The sequence below is a fragment of the Micromonospora sp. NPDC049529 genome (assembly GCF_055586685.1).
Genome location: NZ_JBVJHT010000034.1, coordinates 21,042 through 41,910 on the forward strand (window position 1 = coordinate 21,042; position 20,869 = coordinate 41,910).

Genomic DNA, 20,869 nt, shown 5'->3' on the forward strand with positions numbered 1-20,869 from the left:
ACCAAAGGGGAGTGGACCCGAGACGGGAAGAGGGGGCCCCACCCCAAACCTTCCTCCTCCCCCCTTCGTCGCGTCGAGAGGGGTGTTTGGTCAGCCCAGCGCCTCGGTCAGCATGTCGCAGTGGGCGGCGAACACGTGTCCGTCGTACACCACGGCGAGGTGGTCGACCAGGACGTCGTAGGAGTCGGCCCGGATCCACTCGGCCCGGACCGCGTCGTCGGCGCCGACGACGCGCGGCAACCGGCCGAGGTCGTACCCGCCCATGTCGACCCGCGCGAGGTGGGTCACCATCCATGCCTCGTCGGTGGCGCGGGGGTCGGGCACGTACCGCGCCGGCGACACCTTCCAGGTGTGCTCGACGAGGCTGAGGCCGGCTTCCTCTTCGAGTTCGCGGATAGCGGCGCGCAGCGGGTCCTCGCCCTGCTCGACGTGGCCACCGGGTAGCGCCCACCCGTGGCGGTCCTCGCGTTCGATCATGACGATCCAGCGGCACCCGTCGGGGGTGGTGGCGGTGACCAGCGCGTCGGCTGCCCGAGCCTCACCCCAGTGGCCCAGCTCGCCGCGCCCGTACCGCACGCCGGTCGGCGCGTGCGGGTTGAGCGGGCGGCCGTCGACGAGTGCGAACGGGATCGCGGCGACGGCCAGCCGTGCCGCCCAGTCGATCCGGGCGGGCGGCGTCGGTGTCGGCGAGCAGCAGCCGCACCGGGATCCGCGCCGGTCGTACGGGTGTCGAGGTGGTCATTTCCTGCCTTCCTTGTCCGTGGGCCGTGGGGTTGGCCGCTACCGCGCGGGCCGGCATGGTGTCCGGCCCGGCGGAAGCGGTCAACGCCATGGGCGGGTGGCGAGGTAGGCGATCGACCAGGCGATCACGGTGCCGCCGGTCGCGGTCAGCGCCTGGCGCCATCCGCCGGGGGCGGCGATGGCCATGTAGACGGCGGCGACGGCGGCGGCGTGCAGGACGTAGACGCTGGCGCGGGACCGGCGCTGCAGGAGCACGCCGCGGTGCAGGGCGGTGAGGGAGCCGCCCGCCCAGGTCAGCCACAGCGCCCATCCCACGAAGCCGTGGTCCGAGGCCCAGTCGGTGGTGGCCGGCAGCAGCAGCGTGTTGACGGTGATGACCGCGACCAGGGCCAGCAGCAGCCAGCCGGTGTAGGCGGCGGCGCGCATCAGGCGGCGGCGATCGGCGACGGAACGGAGGGAACGGCCGACGGTTCGGACTCGGTTGCGGGGTGGCCAGAGGTCGCAGCAGCGGCGGGGCCAGAGTCCGGTGCCGGGCTGGTGGCGGTGGACGTGGGCCGGCTGGTTGTCGGGCTGGGTTGTGGGCTGCATGGCGTCTCCTCCTGGTTGTGGATGGCGAGCGGACGAACCGGGGTGATGGCGCGGGCGTGTCGGGCGACGACGGCGGCGTACTGGTCCTGGGCGGTGTGCATGTCCTCGGCGGCGGCGGCGGCTTCGCGGGCGTCGCGGGCGCGGTCGACGGCGGTCAGCGCCAGCGCGCCCACCGCGACGGTCAGCAGCACCCCGCCGATCAGCGGCGGGCCGCCGGCGCTGGCGGCGAGGTGCCCGACGGTGGCCACGCCGCCGAACACACCGCTCGCGCTGGCGACCGCCGGCCACCGGCGCCGGCCGGCGTGGGCGCGGTGGCGGCGCCGGGCGGCGGCGCGGATGGCGTCCTCGGCGAGGCGCATCCGGACGGGGTCGAGCTGCCACGCGATCAGCTCGATCGACAGCGCGTCGATGCGCTGCTGGTGGGTCAGCGCGTAGACGGTGTCCGCCGGTTGGGCGTCGCGCTGGACGGTCAGGCGGCGGATCTGGGCTTCGAGTTCGGCGACTCTGGCAGACATGACGGGCGGCGCTCCTTTACGGACAGTGACCTAACAGGCGGGTTCATAACAGGCGCGGGGGAGGGGGGTCGGCTCCTGCATAGGGGCCCCTCGGAGGGGGGAGGGGGCCCGGGTTATGAGGAGTTATCCGTTACTGGCAGTGACCGTGGTGGTGGCGGCCTCGGGGGGCAGGTACTGCCCGGTCACCGCCCGCCCGTCCGGGGCCTCCGGTCGCACGACCCGCCCCTGCTGGCCGAGTTGCGTCAGCGCGTTGGACACCAGTTGCGGGGTGGCGGAGGTGTCGCCGCCGTCGTGCAGCGCGGCGAGGATGTCGCGCGGTCCGGCCGGGGCGTTGCTGGTGCGCCAGATCTGACGCACCGCCGCCTCGACCCGATCGGCGCGGGTGCGGAACCCGGCCATCGACGTCGGCTCGACCGGATTCCCCACGGTGGCCGTCACCCGGATGGTGGCCGGCGCGGGCGGCTTGTCGCCGTCGAGCCGGCTGAAGATGTCGGCGACGGCGGACGCCATCGCCTGCTCGGCGTCGCGCTCCGGGGTGCTGGCCTGCTTCTTGGCGCCGCTGCGGGCGCGGGCGCCCCGCAGGTCGGCCAGGGATTCGTCGGTCACGAGCAGGTGCCGGCCGGCGTAGACGCGCCCGGCGGCCTGCGCCGATCCGGCGTCGAGTTCCCGCTGGTGGTAACGCCGGTTCCAGGAGATCTCATCGACGCGCGGCCCGTCGTGCAGCACCGGCTTGGACGGGTCCGAGGTCTGGACGTACTCGATCTTCGCGCGGACCGGCTCGCTGTCGCCGAGGCGGGCGTAGCACTCGCCCCGGTGGCGCAGCGGCGGCAGCTTGTAGTTGCCGGTGACCCGGCCGGCCTCCTGCTCGTCGCCACTCATGAGCACGATCTCCCGGCCGATGTTCGCGCTGGCGTCCCCACCTTTGTCGCCGAAGGCGTGGTGGACACCGCGCTGGGTGGCGGCGATCAGGTAGATCCCGGCGGAGGCGACGGCCTGGGTGCACTCGGCGTACATGTCGCCGGCGGTGACCTCCACACCGTCGTAGTACGCCTTGACCTTGGTGTTCAGGGCGAAGCTGGCCTCGTCGATGTAGATGAGGATCTTCTGGAAGTTGTGGCGGGCGGAGAACGGCTGGTCCTGGCGCCAGCGGGCGATCTCCATCGCGGCGATCAGCATCTGGAGCACGCCCTCGGCGTCGGCGCGGACCCAGTCCAGCGGCGGCCGCACGTCCTGGCCGAGGTAGGGCTCCAGCCAGGGGCCGACCAGGTCGTACAACTTCCTGGTGCCGGCGGCCCAGATCAGCGCGTCCTCGCAGCGGGTGACGTCGGCCCACTCGCGGTGGACGTAGGCCGACTTGCCGCCGGTGGTCGCGCCGAGGATCCAGGCGTGCCGGGCCACGTCGACCGGGATGGGCATGCCGTCCATGCCCCACAGCGGGTACGACGGGTCGGCCAGCCGCCGCCAGATCGGGCGGCCGGAGGCGTCGACCAGCTCGTCGACGCGCTCCTTGTAGGGGCGCACCCGCTTCATGACGTCTTCGGTGTTGGCCTGGATCGTGTAGACGCCCACCCGGTTCGGGTCCTCGCTGATCTGCACCCAGTCGGGGGCGATGTCGCGGCGGGTGATGTCCCGCAGCGCCAGGGCGATCCGCCGGGCGTCGTTGTCGTCCAACCTGGGGGCCTGCTCGACGCGGACCTTGTTGTTGACGACCCGGCGCAGCTCGATCGGCGCCCACGCCTCGATCTTCGCGCCGAACGGCGCGTTGGCCGGGCCGACCATCTGCGGGTTGGACACCCGCAGCCACTCCAACCCGGCCCGGCGTACCGCCAGGCGCAGCAGCCACGCCAGGTGCGGCTCCCCGTCGCGCGGCCCGGACAGGTCCTCGGCACTACCCAGGGCGAGCTGGGCGTGCGCGGTCAGCGCCGCCGCTGTGGTCCGCTCCGCAGCGGTCGCGGCCGGTGGCGGCGCGTACCGCAGCAGGTACTCGTGCGCCCGCGCCATCACCCACGTGCTGCTGCCCAGCACCGGCAGGACCAGCGCCCACACCGGCCACAGGTCCGGCACCGACACGGCCAGGGTGGACCAGGCCGCGTAGACGGTCACCGCCGCCACCAGCCAGCCGACCACCCGCGCCTTCGCCGGCGCGCTCAGGCGGGCGAACATCGGGGAGATTCGCACCAGCAGCCGGGCGCCGAACGCGGCCGCCGCCGCCAACAATGCCGTGGCCAGCCCCGTGATCCACACCGGCGAGCCGGTGATCAGCCACACCGCCACCCATACCGCCGAGATGAACGGCGCGCAGATGGCCCAGAACGTCTTCCACTCGATCCCCGACCGTGCTCGCCGCTTCGTCACGACGTCCTCCCCTGTTTTGCCTGGTCCTGCGGTTGTGGGTTGTGGGGGGCCGCACCAGGTGCGGCGCGGCCCCCGCGCGGTGATCGGTCAGATGGAGCGGGCCTGCGCCTCGTACGCCTCGGCCTGCGACTCGTAGTAGCGGGCGGCGAGGATCTCCCGCGCCGCCTCGGCCTCCGCGTCCCGAGCCGCCCGAGCGTGGTCCGCCGCGATGTTGGCGTTCCGGATCGTGGCCGCGGCCGCCTTGTGGGTCTCGGCCGACTCCTGGTTGGCCCGGGCGTCACGCCGGTACTGGTCAGTGGCGTCCCGGCAGGCGTCCGCCCGGTCCTGCAACGTCTGGGCCTTTTGGATCAACCCGGCGTAGCGGTTCGCCACCCGGATCGCGTCCTGGTCCGCCTCAGTCGTGGTGCTCATCTCTGGTCCTCCTGGGTCGTTGGAACTGGGGATCTGGTGCGTACGCAGCGGTGTTTGTGCAGGTGCAGACCGGTCCCACCACTCGCTGCCAGCGGTGGAATCGGAGTCATAGAACGGCGTCGTACGCCACGTCGACCCGGTCGACGAGCTGCTCGGCCGGCGGGGCGGGCTGGTGATGTCGTTCAGGTCGACCTCGATCACCGTCTCCGGCCGATGCCCACCCGGCACCGGCTGCGTCGGTGTCGCCTTCGTCGACCCGTCCTTGCCAGCCGACGTCTTGCCGTCCGTGCTCTTGCCGTCCGTGGCTTTGCCGTCCGTGGTCTTGCCGTCCGTGCCCTTGCCGTCCGTCTTGCGCTGCGCCGCCTTGGCCAGCCCCAGCAGCCCGAGCAACACCGCCCCGCCTGCGGTTTTGGCCTTGCGCCCCCCGTCGCTGCTGGCCGGGGACTTTCCCCCAGCGCCGGCCGGCTTCCCCCCACCACCGGCCGGAGGCTTCCCCCCACCAGCCGGGGACTTCCCGCCGCCAGCGGGGGCCTTGCCAGCCGGGGGCTTTCCGCCGCCAGCGGGGGCCTTGGCACGGTTGAACGGCCACAGCCCGCCCCCGGGCTTGCTGCCGGCCGGAGGCTTCCCGCCGCCGGTCGGCTTCCCGCCGCCAGCGGGGGCCTTGCCAGCGGGGGACTTTCCGCCGCCAGCGGGGGTCTTGCTGCGGCTGAACGGCCACCACCCGCCCCCAGACGTGCCACCAGCGGGGGACTTCCCGCCGCCGGTCGGCTTTCCCCCGCCAACGGGGGCCTTGCCAGCGGGGGACTTTCCGCCGCCAGCGGGGGTCTTGCTGCGGCTGAACGGCCACAGCCCGCCCCCGGGCTTGCTGCCGGCCGGGGACTTCCCGCCGCCGGTCGGCTTCCCACCGCCAGCGGGGGCCTTGCCGGTCCGGTCGCCCCGACCGGAGCCGTCCCGGCCGGTCTTGGCCCGGCGCGTGACCTTGCGCCAGGCCAGCCACCCGCCGCCGACCAGCACCGCGACCACGATCAGCCCGGCCCCCAGTAGCAGTGCCATCAGCGGCGACACCATCCACATCGCCACCACCACGGCGACGACGATCGAGATCACCACCAGGGCCACCACCAGGCCCACCGACGCCGGCGACGTCTCCGCCAGCTCCTGCGGTTTGACCTTCTCTTCCTGCGTCGGCTGATCCGTCCCCGCCGACTCGGCGGCCAACAGCGACAGATCCGGCACCACCTCCGCCGACGCCACCCCGTCAACCTCCGGGGCCGTCATCTCCGTCTGCGACATTGCGTCTCTCCTCAGTGATCAAAAGTCTTGTTTTGGCTGCTCACCCCCCAGAGTTATGAGGAGTTATGAGGCGCCCCGCGCCTGGACCGGGCCACTCGTGCACCCGGTCCAGGCGCCCCGGTGGGCGTACGCGGCCAAGCCGCCCACGACGGTGGAGGGGTGATCAGTGCGGTGGCGCCCGGCCATGCTCTGTGTCCTTCCAGAGCCCGGGGGCGGCCGTGGAGGCCGCGCCCCGGGGAACCTGATCAGCGGATCTGTGCAGATGGATCAGACGACGGCGCGCAGCCCCGGCCGCCACCCGTGGACGAGCTGCGCGACCTGGGTCGAGCGGGCCCTGTCGCCCCGGCCGCCCATCAGGTCCTTGTAGATCGCGTAGGCGGACGGATCCGGGGACAGTGCCCCGTTCTCGATCGCCGCCTGAGTCGCCGCCAGGAGCTGCCGGACGTCTTCCGGAAGACCGGCCTCGCCGGCCCCGGCGGCGGCGAGTTTTCCCCGCCTGATGCCCGTGCGACCGCCTTCCGAACGGGCCGGCGGCACGAGTTTCATGTCGGCGATCCGGGTGGCCCCGTCCCACGGCTTGGCGTTGCTCGCGTAGTCGATGACGACGCCGATCAGCCACGCGGTGAGCGCCGCGAAGATCGCGCCGAGGGAGTGGACGAGCGCTTCACCGATCGCGGCGAACCAGCCGTGGCCGCCGTTCCAGCCGCCGGTCATGTTGAGCGCGACGGAGACGATCAGCGCGCCCCACTTGGCCAGGGTGGCGCGCTTGTCGATATCGCCGCCAGCGGCCTTCAGCAGGGACTTGATGGTGATGATCCAGGCGGCCACTCCGATCAGGAGCGGCTCAATCAGCCACGCGGCCCACCACAGCGGGTCGTGCTGGTCGGCGCCCAGCAACTGCACCGCGCCGGCCTGGACACCCGGCGTGCTCCAGGCGGCGAACCCGAGCAGAACCGGCAGGCCGACGATCCACGCGGACCGCCGCACCAGCTCGACTCGCAGCGCCCGCATCTCCGCGCTGCGCTGGATGTCCGCCCGGATCCGGGCACGGGTGCCGTCCCGCGACGCCCGCCGGTACAGCTCGTCCAGCTCGGCGCCCTGCCGCTCGTCCCGCTCCCGCTCGCGCAGCTCGCGGCGCTTCGACGCCGCGTCGCCCTTGAGATCGGCGAGGGCCAGTTCGTGCTCGGCGCGCTCCTCCGCGCGCTCCAGGGCGTCCTCACGTTCCACCGACACCCGGCCACGCTCGGCGGCCAACCGCACGCGCATCTGCTCGGCCGTCTCCGACCCACGCCGCCAGCGGCGCCGTACGACCGGCTCCGGCTCCGGCTCAACCGGCACGGGCAACGGTGCCTGCACCGGCACGATCTCCACCGCAACCGGCACTTCGACGGCGACCGGCGCGGCCGGGGCCGGGGCCGGCGGCTCGATAGCGGCCGACGTGGCCACCACCGTGCCGGCCGGCACCAGCAGCCCGCCGCGGCGCTCGAACTCCTCGACCTCGGCGACCGCGTCGAGCAACGCCGTCCAGTCCCTGGTGGTTCCCTGGTCGACGCTCACCGCGCCGCCTCCTGTTCGGTCGTCGTGGTGAACCGCTCGTCGGCGATCAGGCGCTCGGCGGCGCCGAGCAGCTCGCGGGCGATCTCGTCTTCGGCGCACGTCACGTGGCACGCCTCGCCCCGGCCGTCGCGCAAATTCGTGCCGGTGCCGCAGATCCGGCAGGGCAGCGAGTTCTCCGGGTCGTAGTGGTGCTTCCCCGACCAGTCGAGGTCGACCCGCACCAGTACCCCGCCCGCCATCACACGGTCCCCCGCTCGATCAGCGCGCGGACCAGGCGGTGCGCGGCGAGGCCGGCACCGGTCGCGGCCAACACCCCGGCCGCCGCGAGGATCAGCGGCTCCGGAACCGCGCCCAGGTCGAGCGCGTCGGCCAGCTCCGGCGCCGTGGCGTACGCGGCCGCCAGCGGCGCGGCCAGCACGGCCCCGCCCATCGCGAGGACCCGGGCGCCCCGGCCGGTCGCCGTCGCCGGCAACCCCGGCACGGTGTCGACCCACTGGCCGTCGCGGCCGGACATCGGCCACGCCGCCAGGCACTCCGGGCACGCCAGCCCGGCCGGGCGGATGGTCACCAGGACCGTGTCGTCGATCGGGCAGATCGCCCCGACGTCGTCGAGTCGCAGATCCGGCGGCGCGTCGAACAGGTCCCGCAGGTCCAGCTCGCCGGGGACGACCCGCAGGACCACGGCCGTGGCCTCGGCCGGCGCGGCAGCGACCGCCTCCGTGGTAGTGCCAGTGGGCTCCTCTTCCTCTTCGGGGCCCCAGATGTCGACGTTCGTCAGGACCGTCATGCCGCCACCCCCCAGCCAGCACGCGCCAGGTCTTGCAGGTCGCGCAGTCGGGCGATCGGAGCGTTCGTGCCCGGGGTCAGCAGCGCGGCGGTCGGGTCGTGCTCGACCATCCGGCCGCCGCCGTCGACCTTGGCCCGGTACAAAGCCGCGTCGGCGGTGTGCAGCACCGCCGGCACCGGCTCACCGGCGTAGGCGTGGACCACGCCGACGCTCGCCCCGATCCGGACCGTGCGGTCGCCACCGATCGCGATCGGCCGCGACAGCACCACGACAACCTCGCAGCCGAGTCCAGCGCTGATCGCCGGACCCGGCGAAGGCGCCACGATCACGAACTCGTCACCGCCGAGGCGAGCCACCACGCCGCCCGCGTCGACCAGCCGACCCAGGCGCCGGCCGACCTCGACCAGCACCCGGTCCCCGGCATCGTGCCCGTAGGAGTCGTTCACCGGCTTGAAGTCGTCCAGGTCGATGACTAGCAACGCGTACGACTGGCAGGTCATCGTGATCCGGTCCAAGCCGGCGTCCAGGCCGGCCCGGTTCGACAACCCGGTCAGCGAGTCGGTCACCGTACGCCGCTCGGCCGCCGTCGCCCGGCGCACCAGCCGGCGGTGGTCAGCGGCAGCCGCGACCACACCAGCGGTCACCAGCGCACCCGCGCCCAACCCCAGCAGCACCCGCGCGCTCACTCGGACACCCCCGCACCGGTCGCCGCCCGCCAGGCGTCGACAACCCGCTGAGGGACGCGGCCGCGGAGGTTGCACTCGATGCCGGCCTCAGCCGCCCAGGCCCGAACCACCTGCGGATCCACGTCCACCGTGGTCGACACGCGGTAGTCACCACCGCTGCGGCGCGACCCCCGCAGCTGCTGCCGCACGGCGGCGAGCTCCTCGGCGAGGCGGGCTTCCGTCTCGGCCAGTTCCTTGCGCGCCTTCTCGGCGGCCACGCGGGCGTCCGCCTCGGCCGTCTCAACCTGCACCCGCTGGGTCAGGTCGGCCAGCGCGGTAGCGATCCGCTCACCGAGCGACCGCGTACGGGCCGACTCGCTGCCCTGCGCCAAGCGCAGCACCTCGTCCACGGCCAGCGTGACCGGCTCCGTGGTGTTCTCGACCTGGTCAGCGGCACTCGACGCCGGGTCGACCGTGGTCGCGGCGGTGGGGGTGTTCACCCGGATGCCCATCGGCATCGGGTCGCCGGCCGGGCGACGCTCGCCACGGGCCGCACGCAGCATGTCCGCCCGCTGGTCGGGACTGATCGTCGCCGTCATGCCAGCACCGCCGTCGCCGGCACCAGCACCCGCAGCGCACGCAGCGCCCGACGCTGGAGCATCTTGACCGCGCCCTCGGTGCGGCCCATCAGCCGTGCGGTGTCCTCGATCGACAGACCCCGCAGGTAGCGCAACGCCACGCACCGGCGCTGCGCGTCGGGCAGCTGCTGCACACCCGCCAGCAGGGCCTCCTGGGCGATGCGGTCGACCGCAGCCTGCGCCGGGTCCGCCTCAGGGCGGGTGTCGGACTGGTCAGCGTGACGGATCTCGTCGACCGGCCGCTCGAACCGCGTCCGGCCGCTGCGGTAGTGGTCCTTGACCAGGCCCAGGGCGATCGTCGTCAGCCAGGCGCCGAAGTCCGCGCCGCGCCAGGTGAAGCAGTCGATCCGGGTCAGCGCCCGCAGGAACGTCTCCTGGGTCAGGTCCTCGGCGAGCTGCCGGTCGCTGGTGCGGTACAGCACCAGGGCGGTCACCTGGTCGACGTAGCGCGAGTAGATCTCGCCGTACGCGTCCCGGTCACCGGTCTGCGCACGCGACACCAAGTCACGCACCTCAGCGCTGACCAGCGGCGACGGCCCGGACAGCGGATCCGCCGGCCTGGGTCGTACTCTCAGAGCAGGCATCTTTTCTCCTTCTCAGGGGTTGGGGGGATGCCATGGCCTCGGTGGGCTGCAACCCGCCGAGGCTTTTTCTTGCTCTGCAGGTCTGTATGCAGACCTACAGTCATTCGCTACGTTAGGTGTCCGTCCGCTCAGTCGTCAAGGGGGTCTGTATGCAGACCGGCGGAAATTAGTAAGGTGGGAGATATGAGTACCGGCGCCACCGACGCGCGACCTCTGCAAGTTCGAGTTGCGGACGAAATCCGCATGAAGATCGAGACGGGTGAGTACGTCCCGGGCCAGCAGTTGCCGACGCTCGACGAACTCGCCGAGGCGAATCTGTGCAGCCTGGCCGTGGCCCGCAAAGCCATCGACCTGCTGAAACAGCAAGGGCTGGCAGTCACCCTCCAGGGCAAGGGGACATTCGTCCGGCAACGGCCGTCTGCGCGACGGCACGGCATCGAGCGGTACGCGAAGAGCCGCTGGCGCGGGGGCAAGGCAATCCTGGTGTCGGAGGCCGAGACCCAGGGGCTTGTGGCCACCCAGTTGATGCGCGAGCTCGGGGAGGCGCCAGCGCCGCGTGCTGTCGCGGAACGTCTGAAGATCGACGAGGGAACCCCGGTCTGGGTCAGACGGCGTACAACCCTGGTGGACGACAGACCGAACCAGCTGGCGGACTCCTACTACGAACTGGACGTCGTCGGTGGCACGCGCATCCAGGAGGAAGACACGGGCCCTGGTGGTGGGTTTGCCCGACTGGAGGAAGCGGGGTACGAGCTTGACGAGATTTGCGAGGAATGGTCGATACGCATGCCGACCGGACCGGAGAGCGTGGCACTGCGTCTACCAGCCGGCACCCCGGTTGCCGACCTGATTCGGACGACCTACGACACCACCGGCCGGCCGGTCGAGGTGATGCTCGCGGTGATCGCCGGCGACATGGCCCAGATGGCATACCGGTTCAAGATCCCCGACTGACGAAGGACCATCACCCCAGTGCACATCACACGCGCGGCGACCGTATCCGCACCCGGGTCTATCAACGAAGATCTCTACCTAACTGGCAGCGGATGGGCGCTGGTGCTGGACGGCGCGGGACGATACCCAGACAGGACGGGGGGATGCATTCACTCCGTCACCTGGCTCGTGGCACGTCTCGCCGATCACATCGGGCATTTCCTGACGTCGGCACCAGCACTGAGCCTCGCGGATACCGTCCGTAAGGCAATCCAGGCAACCATGGCCGACCACAGCAGCACCTGTGACCTCACCGATCCGCTATCGCCTGGCGCTGCGCTCGCAATCGTGCGCCTGTGTGACGAGGCAGTTGAGTGGCTGGTGCTGGGCGACTGCGCCGTGGTGCTCGACCAGACGAGCGGTGAGCATCTGGTGGTTATCGACGACCGGGTCGACCATCTGCCCGGCGCACCGGTCGTCGAGACGCAAGTGCGCACCTACGACCCGGCTTACGTAGCTGATGTTCGCAACCGGGCTGGTGGCTTCTGGGTTGCTGGCGCGGTCCCGGCCGCAGCGGACAATGCCCTGGTGGGATCCGTCGCACGCGGCAGCGTCACCCGTGCGTTGCTGTGCTCTGACGGGGTTAGCCGCCTGACCGAGCGGTACGGCTGGACATGGTCCGACGTGTTCGAGCGCGCCGCTGACGGCGGGGCCGAGTCGCTCATCGAGGCCGTGCGGCAGGCAGAAGCCGCCGACCCGGATCCTCGACGTTGGCGAGGTAAGCGCCATGATGATGCGACGGTTGTTCTGCTTTGCCCAGGGACCGGGCGGTAGGTGAATGTCAAAGAGAATGACTCTGTGACGACCCACCGAGTCAAATAAGATCGAAAAACATCGACTTGTCGATGGGCCGCCCGGGTGGTTCGGTGATCAGGGTGAACTACACCGCCGTGGTTCGGGATGCGTGTCGCGTCCCGATTCGCGGTCAACCGGGCCGTAGGATCCGGCGGACGAAGACTCTACTGGGGAGGTAGGGCTAACGAGAGCTAACTAGCCCAAAACGCCCAACTGAATACAGCAAAAGAGCCCCAAACCCCGTTTCGTTTGGCCGCGTCACGGGTCTGAGGCTCACTTCGCTTTTAAAGCTCGGAGGACATCGTAGCACCCACCTCCGGGCTGGGTGCCTTTTTGTGTCCGAACACGCGTGCATTGCGTTCGGTCGATGGATGCTGTCCGCGACCAGCGGGTTTGTGGCACCCCGCCCTACCCTCATCGCCTTGCCGTGTGCGAGGTACACCACCACCGTCGCGTGACGGTGGCCCAGGACGTAAGCCCATGCGGTGGTTCAGGGTGTCCGCCATGCCGGAGGACCTTGGACTGTCGCCGCACCGTGCCGCGCTTGGTGCACACGTGGTCGACGTCGACGAGCAGTTCGCCGCTGGCGGTGATGTTCGGTGACCGCCGCGGCGTTGGACCCTGCGCGGGCGCCGTCGCGGGCGTTGGCTGGCTTCTGCGCGTCCTGCCGGGCTCTCGGCCAGCTCGTCGCGGCCGTCACCCCGTCCGGTACGGCGTGCCAGTACCACCTGCGGCACGCCGGTTCGCCCCAGCGCGGCCGCGCTGCCGAGTCCGCCCCCCCCGTGCGTCGGCCCGGCCGCCGGGCCGCGAGCAAGGTCCCGGGGTGGCGGCGCCGGTTCCTGCGGGGCCCGGCGGTCCGGAAGGCACCGAACGACACCGGGTCGCGGCGGCGGCTGTCGCCGGAGCGCCTGGAGGATGATGCCGCGCGGGTGGTGGTCCAGGCGATCGCCGCGCGCCGGGCGTACCGGCCGATCGGTTGGCTGGCCACGGTCCTGTACGACCTGGACACCAACCGGCCGCCGGGGGCGAGCCGGGTCGACGCGCGGACCAACATCGCCCGGCTCGCCGCAGTGGCTGCGACGTCGGCGGACTGGCGGTCGGGTCGACGTGGTCGCCCGGGTCGACAGGTGGCGGCGGCGCTGACCGGTCGGTCGGAGAAGACCATCACCCGGCACTTCGCGTTGCTGGAGTCGCGGGGGCTGGTCGAGCGCGTGGTGGATGGTGCGCTGCTTACCGCCGACCAGCGGGCCGAGGCTCAGGAGGACCAGGACGTCAGCCCGGACCAGCGGGCCCGCTGGGTGAATCGGGCCGAGTGGACCCTGCTCATCCCCGAGTGGGTGCGTGAGGTTACCGATGAGCAGATCTGGCCCTACGTCGAGCAGGCCGCGACGCTGCTCGACGAGTTGGCGGCACCGGCCCGGGGACACCGGGCTGTGGACAACGCCGTGGGCCCGGCTGTGGATAACCGCCCTGGTCGTACTGCTGGAACCGGATCTGTCCCCCCCTCGATTGGTTTTGATGTTCTGACGTCACTTCCTCTACGTCGCAGCTCTTTCTCGTTGCTACCCGCTGTGGACAAACCGGCGCGGGCCCCGTCGCGGGTCCCGGTACAGAAGGGGCATAAAGGCGGCGCTCCGCGCCACTCATCGACAACAGAGGGGGCGAAATCCGGTGGCGGCATCTCACCTGGAGCGGCACGTCTGGCCCGTGACCTGGTCATGGACGCCCGTTTTCCGTTCACCCGGGGGCCGGGCGACATCTGGCCCATCGCTGGTGTCATGCACAAGCTGGGACTCGGCGAGTGGACGGCCGACGACGTTGCGGCCGAGGCCGAGTTGCGCCTGGCCGAATGCCGCAAGGCCATGTACGACAAGGTCAACGCGCCGGCGCTGTACATCAAATGGCTGATGAAGAAGGCGGTGCCGGCCGAGCCGCCGGCCCAGATCGCGGCCGCGCTAGCCGAGTCCGCCCGCGCCGAACGGAACGCGTCCGTCAACCGGCAGTCCCGGCAGTGGCGCGAGCTGACCAACCAGCGGATCGACCCAGCCGTCAGCGCCGGCGCCCAGGCCGCCCGCGCACTCGTCGACCGGCTCGCCGAGGAACGCCGGCAAGCCAAGCGGGCCGAAGCCCAGCGTCGTACCGAGCGGCACAGCGACCGCAACGTTGATCATGTTGGTTAACAGGGGGAGTCTCGTGAGCTACGTCGACTACGCCTCGGTTGATTCCGACCCCGACAACCAGGGGTGTTGGTAAGAACGGTGACACCAGGGGCCAAGTAGTTGATCTTCGCGGACTGTCGGAAGCGCCCGGTGGTGGTTGAGCTGGTGTCCCGTTAGGGGATCCCCAAACGGACACATGATCAGAGATCGGCCGCGTGCCATGCCGCGGTGACACATAGCTCATCGACGGTCCAGCGGCCGGCGCGTTCACCGTCACGCAGGAGCCGCCGCACCGCTGGCAGATCCGCCGTCGGTGGGACATCGAGGACGACAAGTCCGAACATGCCCGCCCCACTCACCTGCACAGGGGCGAAGTCAGCCAGGACGACTTCCTCAAAGTGTTCGAGGACGCTGTCATCAGGTGCCCAGATGCGGATCGCGCAGTAGCCCGATGCCGTGATCTTCTCCTTGACCCACCACTGCCCGTCGCGGTCCTGTTCAACACGAAGGATGTCGTGCTTCGCTGCGTCGAACGCGCCCCATGGTGACCTCGGCAGCCGCACCCGGTCCGGCGCCACCAACTCTGCGCCCATCCCCATGCTCGTCGCATTGCTGCCAGGCGGCATGAGAAACCACACCTGTACCCACCCGTCCGGCAGGTTGGACATCGAGTTCCTCCTGTTGGTGATCGAAGTACATGGATCATTGTCGCTACGACCTCTACACGGACGCTTCGGCACGTGCAGTATGGAGCGGTGACTGATGCGGGCGATGACTGGAGTCAAGCGGCCGGCTGGTATCCAGATGTTGCTGCCGCAGGGGACGCCAGCCGCGCGTGGCAGGCCGAGTTCGACCGTCAAGAAGTGCCGCTCCGGGCACGTCAGCGGGAGAGCGTCAACCCCCATCGCACCGCAACGGTTGAGAACGGTGAGCTGCATGCCGACCTGCTCCTGAGCCCGTGGAAGCGGCAGTTCCGCCTCGCGCTCCGTGCCGGCAGGACCACCCTGCTGCAGGGGTACGCGCCCGACCTGGCGACGGCCGCCGACGCGGCGCAGCTGTGGCTGTCCCGGACACGCCCCGGCCACGTCGCGGCAGCCTGGCCGTTTCTGGGATCGGTAGCCCTCGCCGAGGCGCGGGAGCGCGGCGACTCCCGGGAGTCGAGCTGGCTGCTGTTGCACGAGAACCACTGTGTAGATCCGGTGGTAACCCGTCTGTCCGCGTTCGTCGCTCTGGCCTTCCACCAGCCGCAACTTCGCGCACTGCGGCCGTACACCAGCCATTGGACGCTGTGCTTCAGCCGTACGCCACGGTGGCCCTACAGCCGGGACCATCCGACGGTCGCCCCGGTAGAGGCTCCCGGTCGGTACCTGGTGCGCACGCGCGACGGCCGAACCTACGACGAAACCGACGCCGCCGGCGCGCTAGCGCTCGTGCTGGCCAAACTGCCGGACTGATTCGACCTTCCGTCCGGGTCGCCAATCAAGATCCTCGCTAGCGCCAATCTCTGTACCGATGTTCCTTAACCCCGGACTGGTCGATCGTGGTGCGCGTCGAAGACGCGCGCGACGTCTTCGACGGGGCCCTGAGCTGGGGCTGAGGAGGGCCGCCGAGGCGCTCGGCATCCTCGACTGGACCCGCCGCTCACCGATCACCGCCTGAGCGACTGCGAAGATCGTCCGCCTGTTCTTCGCGGAGATGCCCTACGGCCCTACCGGGCCGTAGGGCATCTCGCGTTCTCGGACCGAGATTCGCTCAATCTACGTGTAGGTAGGTCAGCGAGGCCCAAGCTGCGCAGCACCGCGCCGAGGCCCACGCTGCCGAGCGCGCCATCGCCGTCATCAACGAAACCCAGCGCCGGGAGGCCGCCGAGGCCCAGACCGCCGACCTGCGCGACCAGCTCAAGACCACTCGCGCCGAACTCAAGATTGCAACGCGCCGACCGGGCCGAGGCCAGCATCACCGTCGTCACCACCGAGCGCGACGCCGCCCGCGCCGACGCCGACCGTCTCGGCGCCGAGCTCGTCGACGCCGGCCGCGCCCGCGACCGCCTGGCCGAGCAGCTCGCCACCGTCACTAGCGAGCGCGACACCGCCCGTACCGACCTGGCCAGCACCCGCGAACAGCTCGCCACCGTCACCGCCGAGCGCACCGCCGCCCGCGCCGACATCACCCGACTCAACGGCGAGCTGGTCGACGCCGCCCGCGCCCACGACCGCCTCGCCGAGCAGGCCGCCACCATCACCCACGAGCGGGACGCCGCCCGCGCCGACGCCACCCGCCTCGGTGCCGAACTGGCCGAAGCCGGCCGGACCCGCGACGCACTGGCCAACCAGGTCGCCACCGTCACCGATGAGCGGGACACCGACCGCGCCGAGTTGGCCAGTGCCCGCGAGCAGGTGGCCATCGCCGCCGGCCGGCTCGCCGCTGCCAGCGACACCATCACCAAGCTCCACGCCGATCTGGAGACCGCGCGCGCTGCTGCGGCTGAAGCCGATGCCCGATTCGAACGGGACAGGGCAGAGCAGGCCGAAGGCAAGAAGAGGCCGTAGACGATCGGGTGCGACCCGAACCGGGTCTCGCACTCGCCGCCCAGCCGTAGGCCCCGGATCGGCGACGTACTGGCAGAACGAGCGCACCGCGTCCTGACAAGAGCGAACCGTCATCCCGTTTCACGTGCCGGACCGAGCGTAAGTCGCCGTGCCACTCGTCGAGCATCTGCGGCATTCACTTGCCACGGGAACGCGCTGGTCGCTGCGGCGAACGCCCGCACCGTGGCCCGCCGGCCCCTTTGGTCCCCCTCGTCACTGGGGGTGGGGGTGAGCCAACAGAGAAGTCCCTACGGCCCAGATCGGCCGTAGGGGCTTTTCGCGTTCCGGGAGATCAGGACAGGTTAGACCCCGGCTTCATCGCTGATGAAAGATCAAGCATCACGTAGGAGTTCCTCTGCGAGGGCCTTTAGATCTTCAGGAGGCAGCTGAGACCGAAGGTTCGCCGCGATCTGGACAGGCGTGGTACCGAGCCTCCGGATCGCTGCTGTTACAGGAGACAAGCGCTGCTTCGGCAAGTGAGTGTCAGCGGTTGGGTCAGCTTCGCCCTCGACCTCATCCTCTGCCTCCTCAGAATTAACCGCGGTTAATTCTGAGGAGGCGCGGCGCTCCTGCCAAGCAACCAGGGCCGCGACCTGCTCGTCGGCTGAAAGCTTGTGTAGATCGCGTACCTCGCGCAGCGGGATCTCGCCTGACCGCAGCGCAGCCTGGACCGCCGGTGCGAGCTTGAGTAGGTTCAGGCGTTGCGTGACCCAGGGTGGCGTGCGCGACAGCCGCTCCGCAGCGGCTTTCCCGGTGCCGCACTCCTGCACAAGCAACTGCACGGCGCGGGCCTCTTCGATCGGGTCATAGTCCTCCCGATCGAGGTTCTCGGCCGCTGTCGCAGAGACAAACAGCGCCCGAGACTCCGCCAGACCGTTCTTGACCGTGATGTCGAGCGTGGGTACCCCGGCTTCAAGCACTGCGGCTCGGCGTCGACCGCCAGTTACCTGCACATAGGCGGCGATCCCGATGGACTGCTCGTGCTCGGGAAAGATTGCCAGGAACGCAGCACGTGCCACCACCGTGCACGGTTGTAGCTGACCATGGGCCCGGATCGAGTCCGCGATGCTGCTGATCTTCGCCGCTTGCACGTCTCGGGTGTTGAGTGGATTCGCAGCCACCTGGTCAACGCGAACCGAACGGGGCGCGGTGTCAGCGAACGCCGGTACTCGCGCGTCGAGCGGCGGCTCGTCGGCCAGCTCCGCCAGGTTGACTCGTTTGCCCGCCACGTCACACCTCGGCCAGCGAGACACGCACTGGTGCGGTGTTCGGTGCGGTTCCTCCGTAGCCGAGCTCAAGGGCTAGGCGGAGGAAATCCTCCCGGGCTTCCATCGACACGCGGTTCTTCGGGTACTGAGTGACCACCAGGCCGTCCGCGCTTGCGCGAGTGTGAATCTTGTACCTGCGCACCACCGTGTTGCAAAGTGGCCATCCCTTGCGCGTGATGTACTGAGCGGTCTGCTGCAGATCCGGCATCCCGTCCCGGGGATCCCATCCGTTGACAACGACGCGGTAGGGCACCCCACGGGGGGTGATGACCGCGTCGATGGTCCGGGCGGTGGGGTCGTACGCCAATGGCTCGGGCAGCATGGGCACCAGCACGTCATCGCACTCGTCCAGTGCGGCCTGGAGAATCCGTTCGTCCTCCAAGGAACCTGGGGTGTCGACGAAAATGTGCTCCTTGCCGAGGTGACGTAGCTTGCGCAGGTCCCGGGGATCGTCCACTTGAGCAAAATCGAAGGGCAGGCCACCCTGGCGCTCGACCCGCGCTGACCACCACACAGACGATGCCTGAGGGTCGGTCGAGACGACCATGACCGGGCTGTCTGGATCGCCGGCTGATTCAACCGTGGCACGCAGAATCGGCTCCGGGTTCACCAGTACGTCGTAGGTGACGGCTGCCAGATTCATGGAGAGCGTCGTCTTGCCGACGCCGCCCTTCTGGTTCGCTACAACATGGATTTTCGTGGGCATGCGAGCCCCTCCGTCTCCGTCTGCTTCCCGGGACTCCCCCGGTACTTCGGATGTCGGTCATGTTAGATCCTCGCGACCTGCACAAACTTCAGCCCTCTCCGGATTAACCGCGGTTAATCCGGAGAGGGCTGAAGTTTGTGGCATGAAATGTCCTTAATGCCTGACATGTCCGTAATACACGTTCGGTGGCCAAACTTGACGATGAAGCTCGCTTCCTGGCGGCCTGATGTCGTAACCGTCGTCTGGTCGATGCCGAAGTAGCTGTTCGCAAACCAGTTCAGTTCTGAACGTCCGGCTATATCGAGGCCGTGTGGCGGTTTGGTACCAACGTTGGTACCTCGGTACCAGTCGGAGTCGACACCAGCGGCGTGACCGGGTGGGCGTCGTTATCGCTGGCTACGATGCGCCCATGACGTCGACCGGCCCGACCCGCGCGCATGTACTTGTCGACGAGTTGATCGGCTCGCCGGCGTCGACGGGGGACCAGGGTGGTGGAGGTGCTGCACGCGTACGCGAGATGGTCACCGAGGTCAGTCAGCCGCTGGACATCAAGGCCCACCTGGACGGCGCGGACACCATTGTCGACGCGCTGCCGTGGGTGAGCGGGCTTACTGAGGCCCAGGCCAAACGGGCTCGGGGTCGGGCATCGGCGCTGGCGCACCAGATCGCCGCCCTGCTCGCCGGCGGGTGGACCCAGGACGAGGTCCATGACGCCCTAACCGACGCCGGCACCGCAGCGGCCGCGCCCGACGCCGCAGCGCAGGAACGGCTCTGGCGAGGCGCGCTCAAACGGGCCAAGCACGCCCGCCAGGCAAGGTAGCTGGCCCGACGTTCGGCTGGTGCCCCCGCGCGCCGTCGCGGCCGTACGGCCGACCAAGGGGAAGTATCCGGGGCATGACTGACCGTGCAGCCCTGGTGGACATCGACGGCCTTCTCGCCGACATGTCAGCGTTCTCCAGCGTCCTGGTGACCGACGACGATCGGACGCGAAAGTGGCATCAGTTCTTCGACCACCTTGGAGAGGCCACCCCGATGCCTGCCGGGATCGCGCTGGTGCACGCCCTGGTCGTTGCTGACATCAAGGTGCGCTACACCACAACCCGGCCCCCGTGGACAGATCAGGCGACGTACGTCTGGCTCGCCGCGCAGGGACTGCCCATCGGCTACGTGTACACCCGCGATCGAGCCGAGGGTTCCCGGCGGCGGTCAACCCCGCTCGACGTGAAGCTGTCGCACATCACGATCCTGAGGAAGCAGCGGCCCGGCCGGCGCCTGGTGGCGTTCGTCGACGATGAACCCGACATCGTCGCGGGACTGCGCGAGCGTGGTGTGCCCGCGTACCTGCCCAGTGACCTGGCGTCGGTCGAGTTGGCGGCGCTCGACGTACCTGAGCGGGCGGTGGCTGGGAGGCAGTAGTTTGAAGCCGGTCGGGTTCAGCCTGGACCTGACCCCGGCCCCTTTGTAGGGAATGGGCTGCGGCTGACCTGGCCGTGATGATGTCCTTATGGCGATCGATGACGACACCAGCCGGGCAAGGCATCTGGCGGGGCTGACGCACCAGGTCGGGCGGGCATCCGGACGGGATCCTTGGCGGAAGACCCTTCTCTGGATCACTAGAGGACGACTTGGTCGACGCACCGGTTGGCCCGTGGTGCCTCAACTGGCCACGCCGTGGCAGGACACCATCTCGGGGGAGCGGGCCGGCTGGCGCCAGCGGGCGGCGAACCTCGGTGACGAGTTCGCGTTCGCCGTTGACTACATGATCTGCCGGCGCTGCCGTCTGGGTTGGGTCGAGCAGCCGTTCACCCTGCCGCAGTACGAGCGGTGTGGGCTCGCGTCGGCGGGGCTGGCGGCGCTCCGCACGGAGTACCCCGGCCTGGCGTGGCACACCCTCGGTGGCCACCTCCGTGACTCGCGTCCGTTCTGGGCTGCGGTCGGCGCCGACATTCCTGGTGGATACGAGCAGCGTGACCTGTGCCCGCACTTCGACGGCGACTGATCAACCAGCGCGACCCACACGCCTCCCCGATCATCACTGCCAGCACTATGACCGCGAAAATCGCCGTGACGCCGCCACTAGGACGACCGCCGAGAGGTACCGGGTGGGGCCGCGACGCCCTGGCCGACGCCGGCGGCGCGGTGGCCGCACCGGATGCTGCGGCGCAGGAGCGGCTCTGGCGTGGTGCGCTCAAGCGGGCCAAACACGCCCGCAACGCGTAGATCCCC

The 20,869-nt window shown here is 70.2% G+C and carries 23 protein-coding genes; 9 read left to right on the plus strand and 14 right to left on the minus strand.

Annotated elements, in window-relative coordinates; all coding sequences use genetic code 11:
* Positions 1 to 90: 90 nt before the first annotated feature.
* From ACZ6QQ_RS35885 to ACZ6QQ_RS35935, 11 genes are all read right to left on the minus strand, one after another.
* Positions 91 to 576, minus strand: coding sequence for an NUDIX domain-containing protein (locus tag ACZ6QQ_RS35885; RefSeq protein ID WP_465882427.1), 486 nt, complete (start codon positions 574 to 576; stop codon positions 91 to 93).
* A 246-nt stretch (positions 577 to 822) separates the two neighbouring features.
* Positions 823 to 1,167, minus strand: coding sequence for a hypothetical protein (locus tag ACZ6QQ_RS35890; RefSeq protein ID WP_465882429.1), 345 nt, complete (start codon positions 1,165 to 1,167; stop codon positions 823 to 825).
* Positions 1,167 to 1,844: a hypothetical protein gene (locus ACZ6QQ_RS35895; RefSeq protein WP_465882431.1), complete on the minus strand. Its 678-nt coding sequence runs from the start codon at positions 1,842 to 1,844 to the stop codon at positions 1,167 to 1,169. The genes ACZ6QQ_RS35890 and ACZ6QQ_RS35895 overlap by 1 nt, the downstream gene beginning before the upstream one ends.
* Positions 1,845 to 1,967: 123 nt before the next feature.
* Positions 1,968 to 4,199 carry a hypothetical protein gene (locus tag ACZ6QQ_RS35900; RefSeq protein WP_465882433.1) on the minus strand — a complete coding sequence of 744 codons (2,232 nt, stop codon included), beginning with the start codon at positions 4,197 to 4,199 and terminating at the stop codon, positions 1,968 to 1,970.
* Between the two features lie 87 nt (positions 4,200 to 4,286).
* Positions 4,287 to 5,903: a hypothetical protein gene (locus ACZ6QQ_RS35905; protein WP_465882435.1), complete on the minus strand. Its 1,617-nt coding sequence runs from the start codon at positions 5,901 to 5,903 to the stop codon at positions 4,287 to 4,289.
* A 267-nt stretch (positions 5,904 to 6,170) separates the two neighbouring features.
* A complete protein-coding gene (locus tag ACZ6QQ_RS35910; protein ID WP_465882436.1) occupies positions 6,171 to 7,460 on the minus strand; it encodes a hypothetical protein in 1,290 nt (429 codons plus the stop codon).
* The gene (locus ACZ6QQ_RS35915) at positions 7,457 to 7,699 is read right to left on the minus strand and encodes a hypothetical protein (RefSeq protein ID WP_465882437.1); all 243 of its coding nucleotides are present in this window, start codon (positions 7,697 to 7,699) and stop codon (positions 7,457 to 7,459) included. The genes ACZ6QQ_RS35910 and ACZ6QQ_RS35915 overlap by 4 nt, the downstream gene beginning before the upstream one ends.
* Positions 7,699 to 8,247 carry a hypothetical protein gene (locus ACZ6QQ_RS35920; RefSeq protein WP_465882439.1) on the minus strand — a complete coding sequence of 183 codons (549 nt, stop codon included), beginning with the start codon at positions 8,245 to 8,247 and terminating at the stop codon, positions 7,699 to 7,701. The genes ACZ6QQ_RS35915 and ACZ6QQ_RS35920 overlap by 1 nt, the downstream gene beginning before the upstream one ends.
* The gene (locus tag ACZ6QQ_RS35925; protein WP_465882440.1) at positions 8,244 to 8,933 is read right to left on the minus strand and encodes a GGDEF domain-containing protein; all 690 of its coding nucleotides are present in this window, start codon (positions 8,931 to 8,933) and stop codon (positions 8,244 to 8,246) included. The genes ACZ6QQ_RS35920 and ACZ6QQ_RS35925 overlap by 4 nt, the downstream gene beginning before the upstream one ends.
* Positions 8,930 to 9,511: an Lsr2 family DNA-binding protein gene (locus ACZ6QQ_RS35930; RefSeq protein ID WP_465882441.1), complete on the minus strand. Its 582-nt coding sequence runs from the start codon at positions 9,509 to 9,511 to the stop codon at positions 8,930 to 8,932. The genes ACZ6QQ_RS35925 and ACZ6QQ_RS35930 overlap by 4 nt, the downstream gene beginning before the upstream one ends.
* Positions 9,508 to 10,134 carry a sigma-70 family RNA polymerase sigma factor gene (locus ACZ6QQ_RS35935; protein WP_465882442.1) on the minus strand — a complete coding sequence of 209 codons (627 nt, stop codon included), beginning with the start codon at positions 10,132 to 10,134 and terminating at the stop codon, positions 9,508 to 9,510. Before ACZ6QQ_RS35935 ends, ACZ6QQ_RS35930 begins: the two co-directional genes overlap by 4 nt.
* 183 nt (positions 10,135 to 10,317) lie before the next feature.
* Between ACZ6QQ_RS35935 and ACZ6QQ_RS35940 the strand changes: the two genes are divergently transcribed.
* The 3 genes from ACZ6QQ_RS35940 to ACZ6QQ_RS35950 all read left to right on the plus strand — a co-directional run bounded on the left by ACZ6QQ_RS35940 (position 10,318) and on the right by ACZ6QQ_RS35950 (position 14,102).
* Positions 10,318 to 11,088 (plus strand): GntR family transcriptional regulator, encoded by a 771-nt coding sequence (locus ACZ6QQ_RS35940; protein WP_465882443.1) that lies wholly within the window; start codon positions 10,318 to 10,320, stop codon positions 11,086 to 11,088.
* An 18-nt stretch (positions 11,089 to 11,106) separates the two neighbouring features.
* The gene (locus tag ACZ6QQ_RS35945; protein ID WP_465882445.1) at positions 11,107 to 11,901 is read left to right on the plus strand and encodes a protein phosphatase 2C domain-containing protein; all 795 of its coding nucleotides are present in this window, start codon (positions 11,107 to 11,109) and stop codon (positions 11,899 to 11,901) included.
* A 620-nt stretch (positions 11,902 to 12,521) separates the two neighbouring features.
* A complete protein-coding gene (locus ACZ6QQ_RS35950; RefSeq protein ID WP_465882447.1) occupies positions 12,522 to 14,102 on the plus strand; it encodes a hypothetical protein in 1,581 nt (526 codons plus the stop codon).
* A gap of 179 nt (positions 14,103 to 14,281) precedes the next feature.
* Here ACZ6QQ_RS35950 and ACZ6QQ_RS35955 read toward each other — a convergent pair whose 3' ends face one another.
* Positions 14,282 to 14,749 carry a DUF4265 domain-containing protein gene (locus ACZ6QQ_RS35955; protein ID WP_465882448.1) on the minus strand — a complete coding sequence of 156 codons (468 nt, stop codon included), beginning with the start codon at positions 14,747 to 14,749 and terminating at the stop codon, positions 14,282 to 14,284.
* Positions 14,750 to 14,836: 87 nt separating this feature from the next.
* Here ACZ6QQ_RS35955 and ACZ6QQ_RS35960 point away from each other — a divergent pair, with 87 nt between their 5' ends.
* Positions 14,837 to 15,535 (plus strand): DUF6193 family natural product biosynthesis protein, encoded by a 699-nt coding sequence (locus tag ACZ6QQ_RS35960; protein ID WP_465882449.1) that lies wholly within the window; start codon positions 14,837 to 14,839, stop codon positions 15,533 to 15,535.
* A 471-nt stretch (positions 15,536 to 16,006) separates the two neighbouring features.
* The gene (locus tag ACZ6QQ_RS35965; RefSeq protein WP_465882450.1) at positions 16,007 to 16,630 is read left to right on the plus strand and encodes a hypothetical protein; all 624 of its coding nucleotides are present in this window, start codon (positions 16,007 to 16,009) and stop codon (positions 16,628 to 16,630) included.
* Positions 16,631 to 17,001: 371 nt separating this feature from the next.
* On the opposite strand, the gene ACZ6QQ_RS35970 is transcribed toward ACZ6QQ_RS35965, so the two are convergent.
* Both ACZ6QQ_RS35970 and ACZ6QQ_RS35975 read right to left on the minus strand, forming a co-directional pair.
* Complete coding sequence (locus tag ACZ6QQ_RS35970) at positions 17,002 to 17,898, minus strand: ParB/RepB/Spo0J family partition protein (protein ID WP_465882451.1); 897 nt, start codon at positions 17,896 to 17,898, stop codon at positions 17,002 to 17,004.
* A gap of 1 nt (position 17,899) precedes the next feature.
* On the minus strand, positions 17,900 to 18,643 hold the full coding sequence (locus ACZ6QQ_RS35975) for a ParA family protein (RefSeq protein WP_465882452.1): 744 nt from the start codon (positions 18,641 to 18,643) through the stop codon (positions 17,900 to 17,902).
* Between the two features lie 409 nt (positions 18,644 to 19,052).
* Here ACZ6QQ_RS35975 and ACZ6QQ_RS35980 point away from each other — a divergent pair, with 409 nt between their 5' ends.
* The 4 genes from ACZ6QQ_RS35980 (at position 19,053) to ACZ6QQ_RS35995 (ending at position 20,863) form a co-directional block, all read left to right on the plus strand.
* Positions 19,053 to 19,463, plus strand: a complete 411-nt coding sequence (locus ACZ6QQ_RS35980) for a hypothetical protein (protein ID WP_465882453.1) — start codon at positions 19,053 to 19,055, stop codon at positions 19,461 to 19,463.
* Positions 19,464 to 19,558: 95 nt separating this feature from the next.
* Positions 19,559 to 20,059 carry an HAD family hydrolase gene (locus tag ACZ6QQ_RS35985; protein ID WP_465882455.1) on the plus strand — a complete coding sequence of 167 codons (501 nt, stop codon included), beginning with the start codon at positions 19,559 to 19,561 and terminating at the stop codon, positions 20,057 to 20,059.
* Positions 20,060 to 20,291: 232 nt separating this feature from the next.
* Complete coding sequence (locus ACZ6QQ_RS35990) at positions 20,292 to 20,642, plus strand: hypothetical protein (RefSeq protein WP_465882456.1); 351 nt, start codon at positions 20,292 to 20,294, stop codon at positions 20,640 to 20,642.
* 47 nt (positions 20,643 to 20,689) lie between these two features.
* A complete protein-coding gene (locus ACZ6QQ_RS35995; protein ID WP_465882458.1) occupies positions 20,690 to 20,863 on the plus strand; it encodes a hypothetical protein in 174 nt (57 codons plus the stop codon).
* Positions 20,864 to 20,869 lie beyond the last annotated feature (6 nt).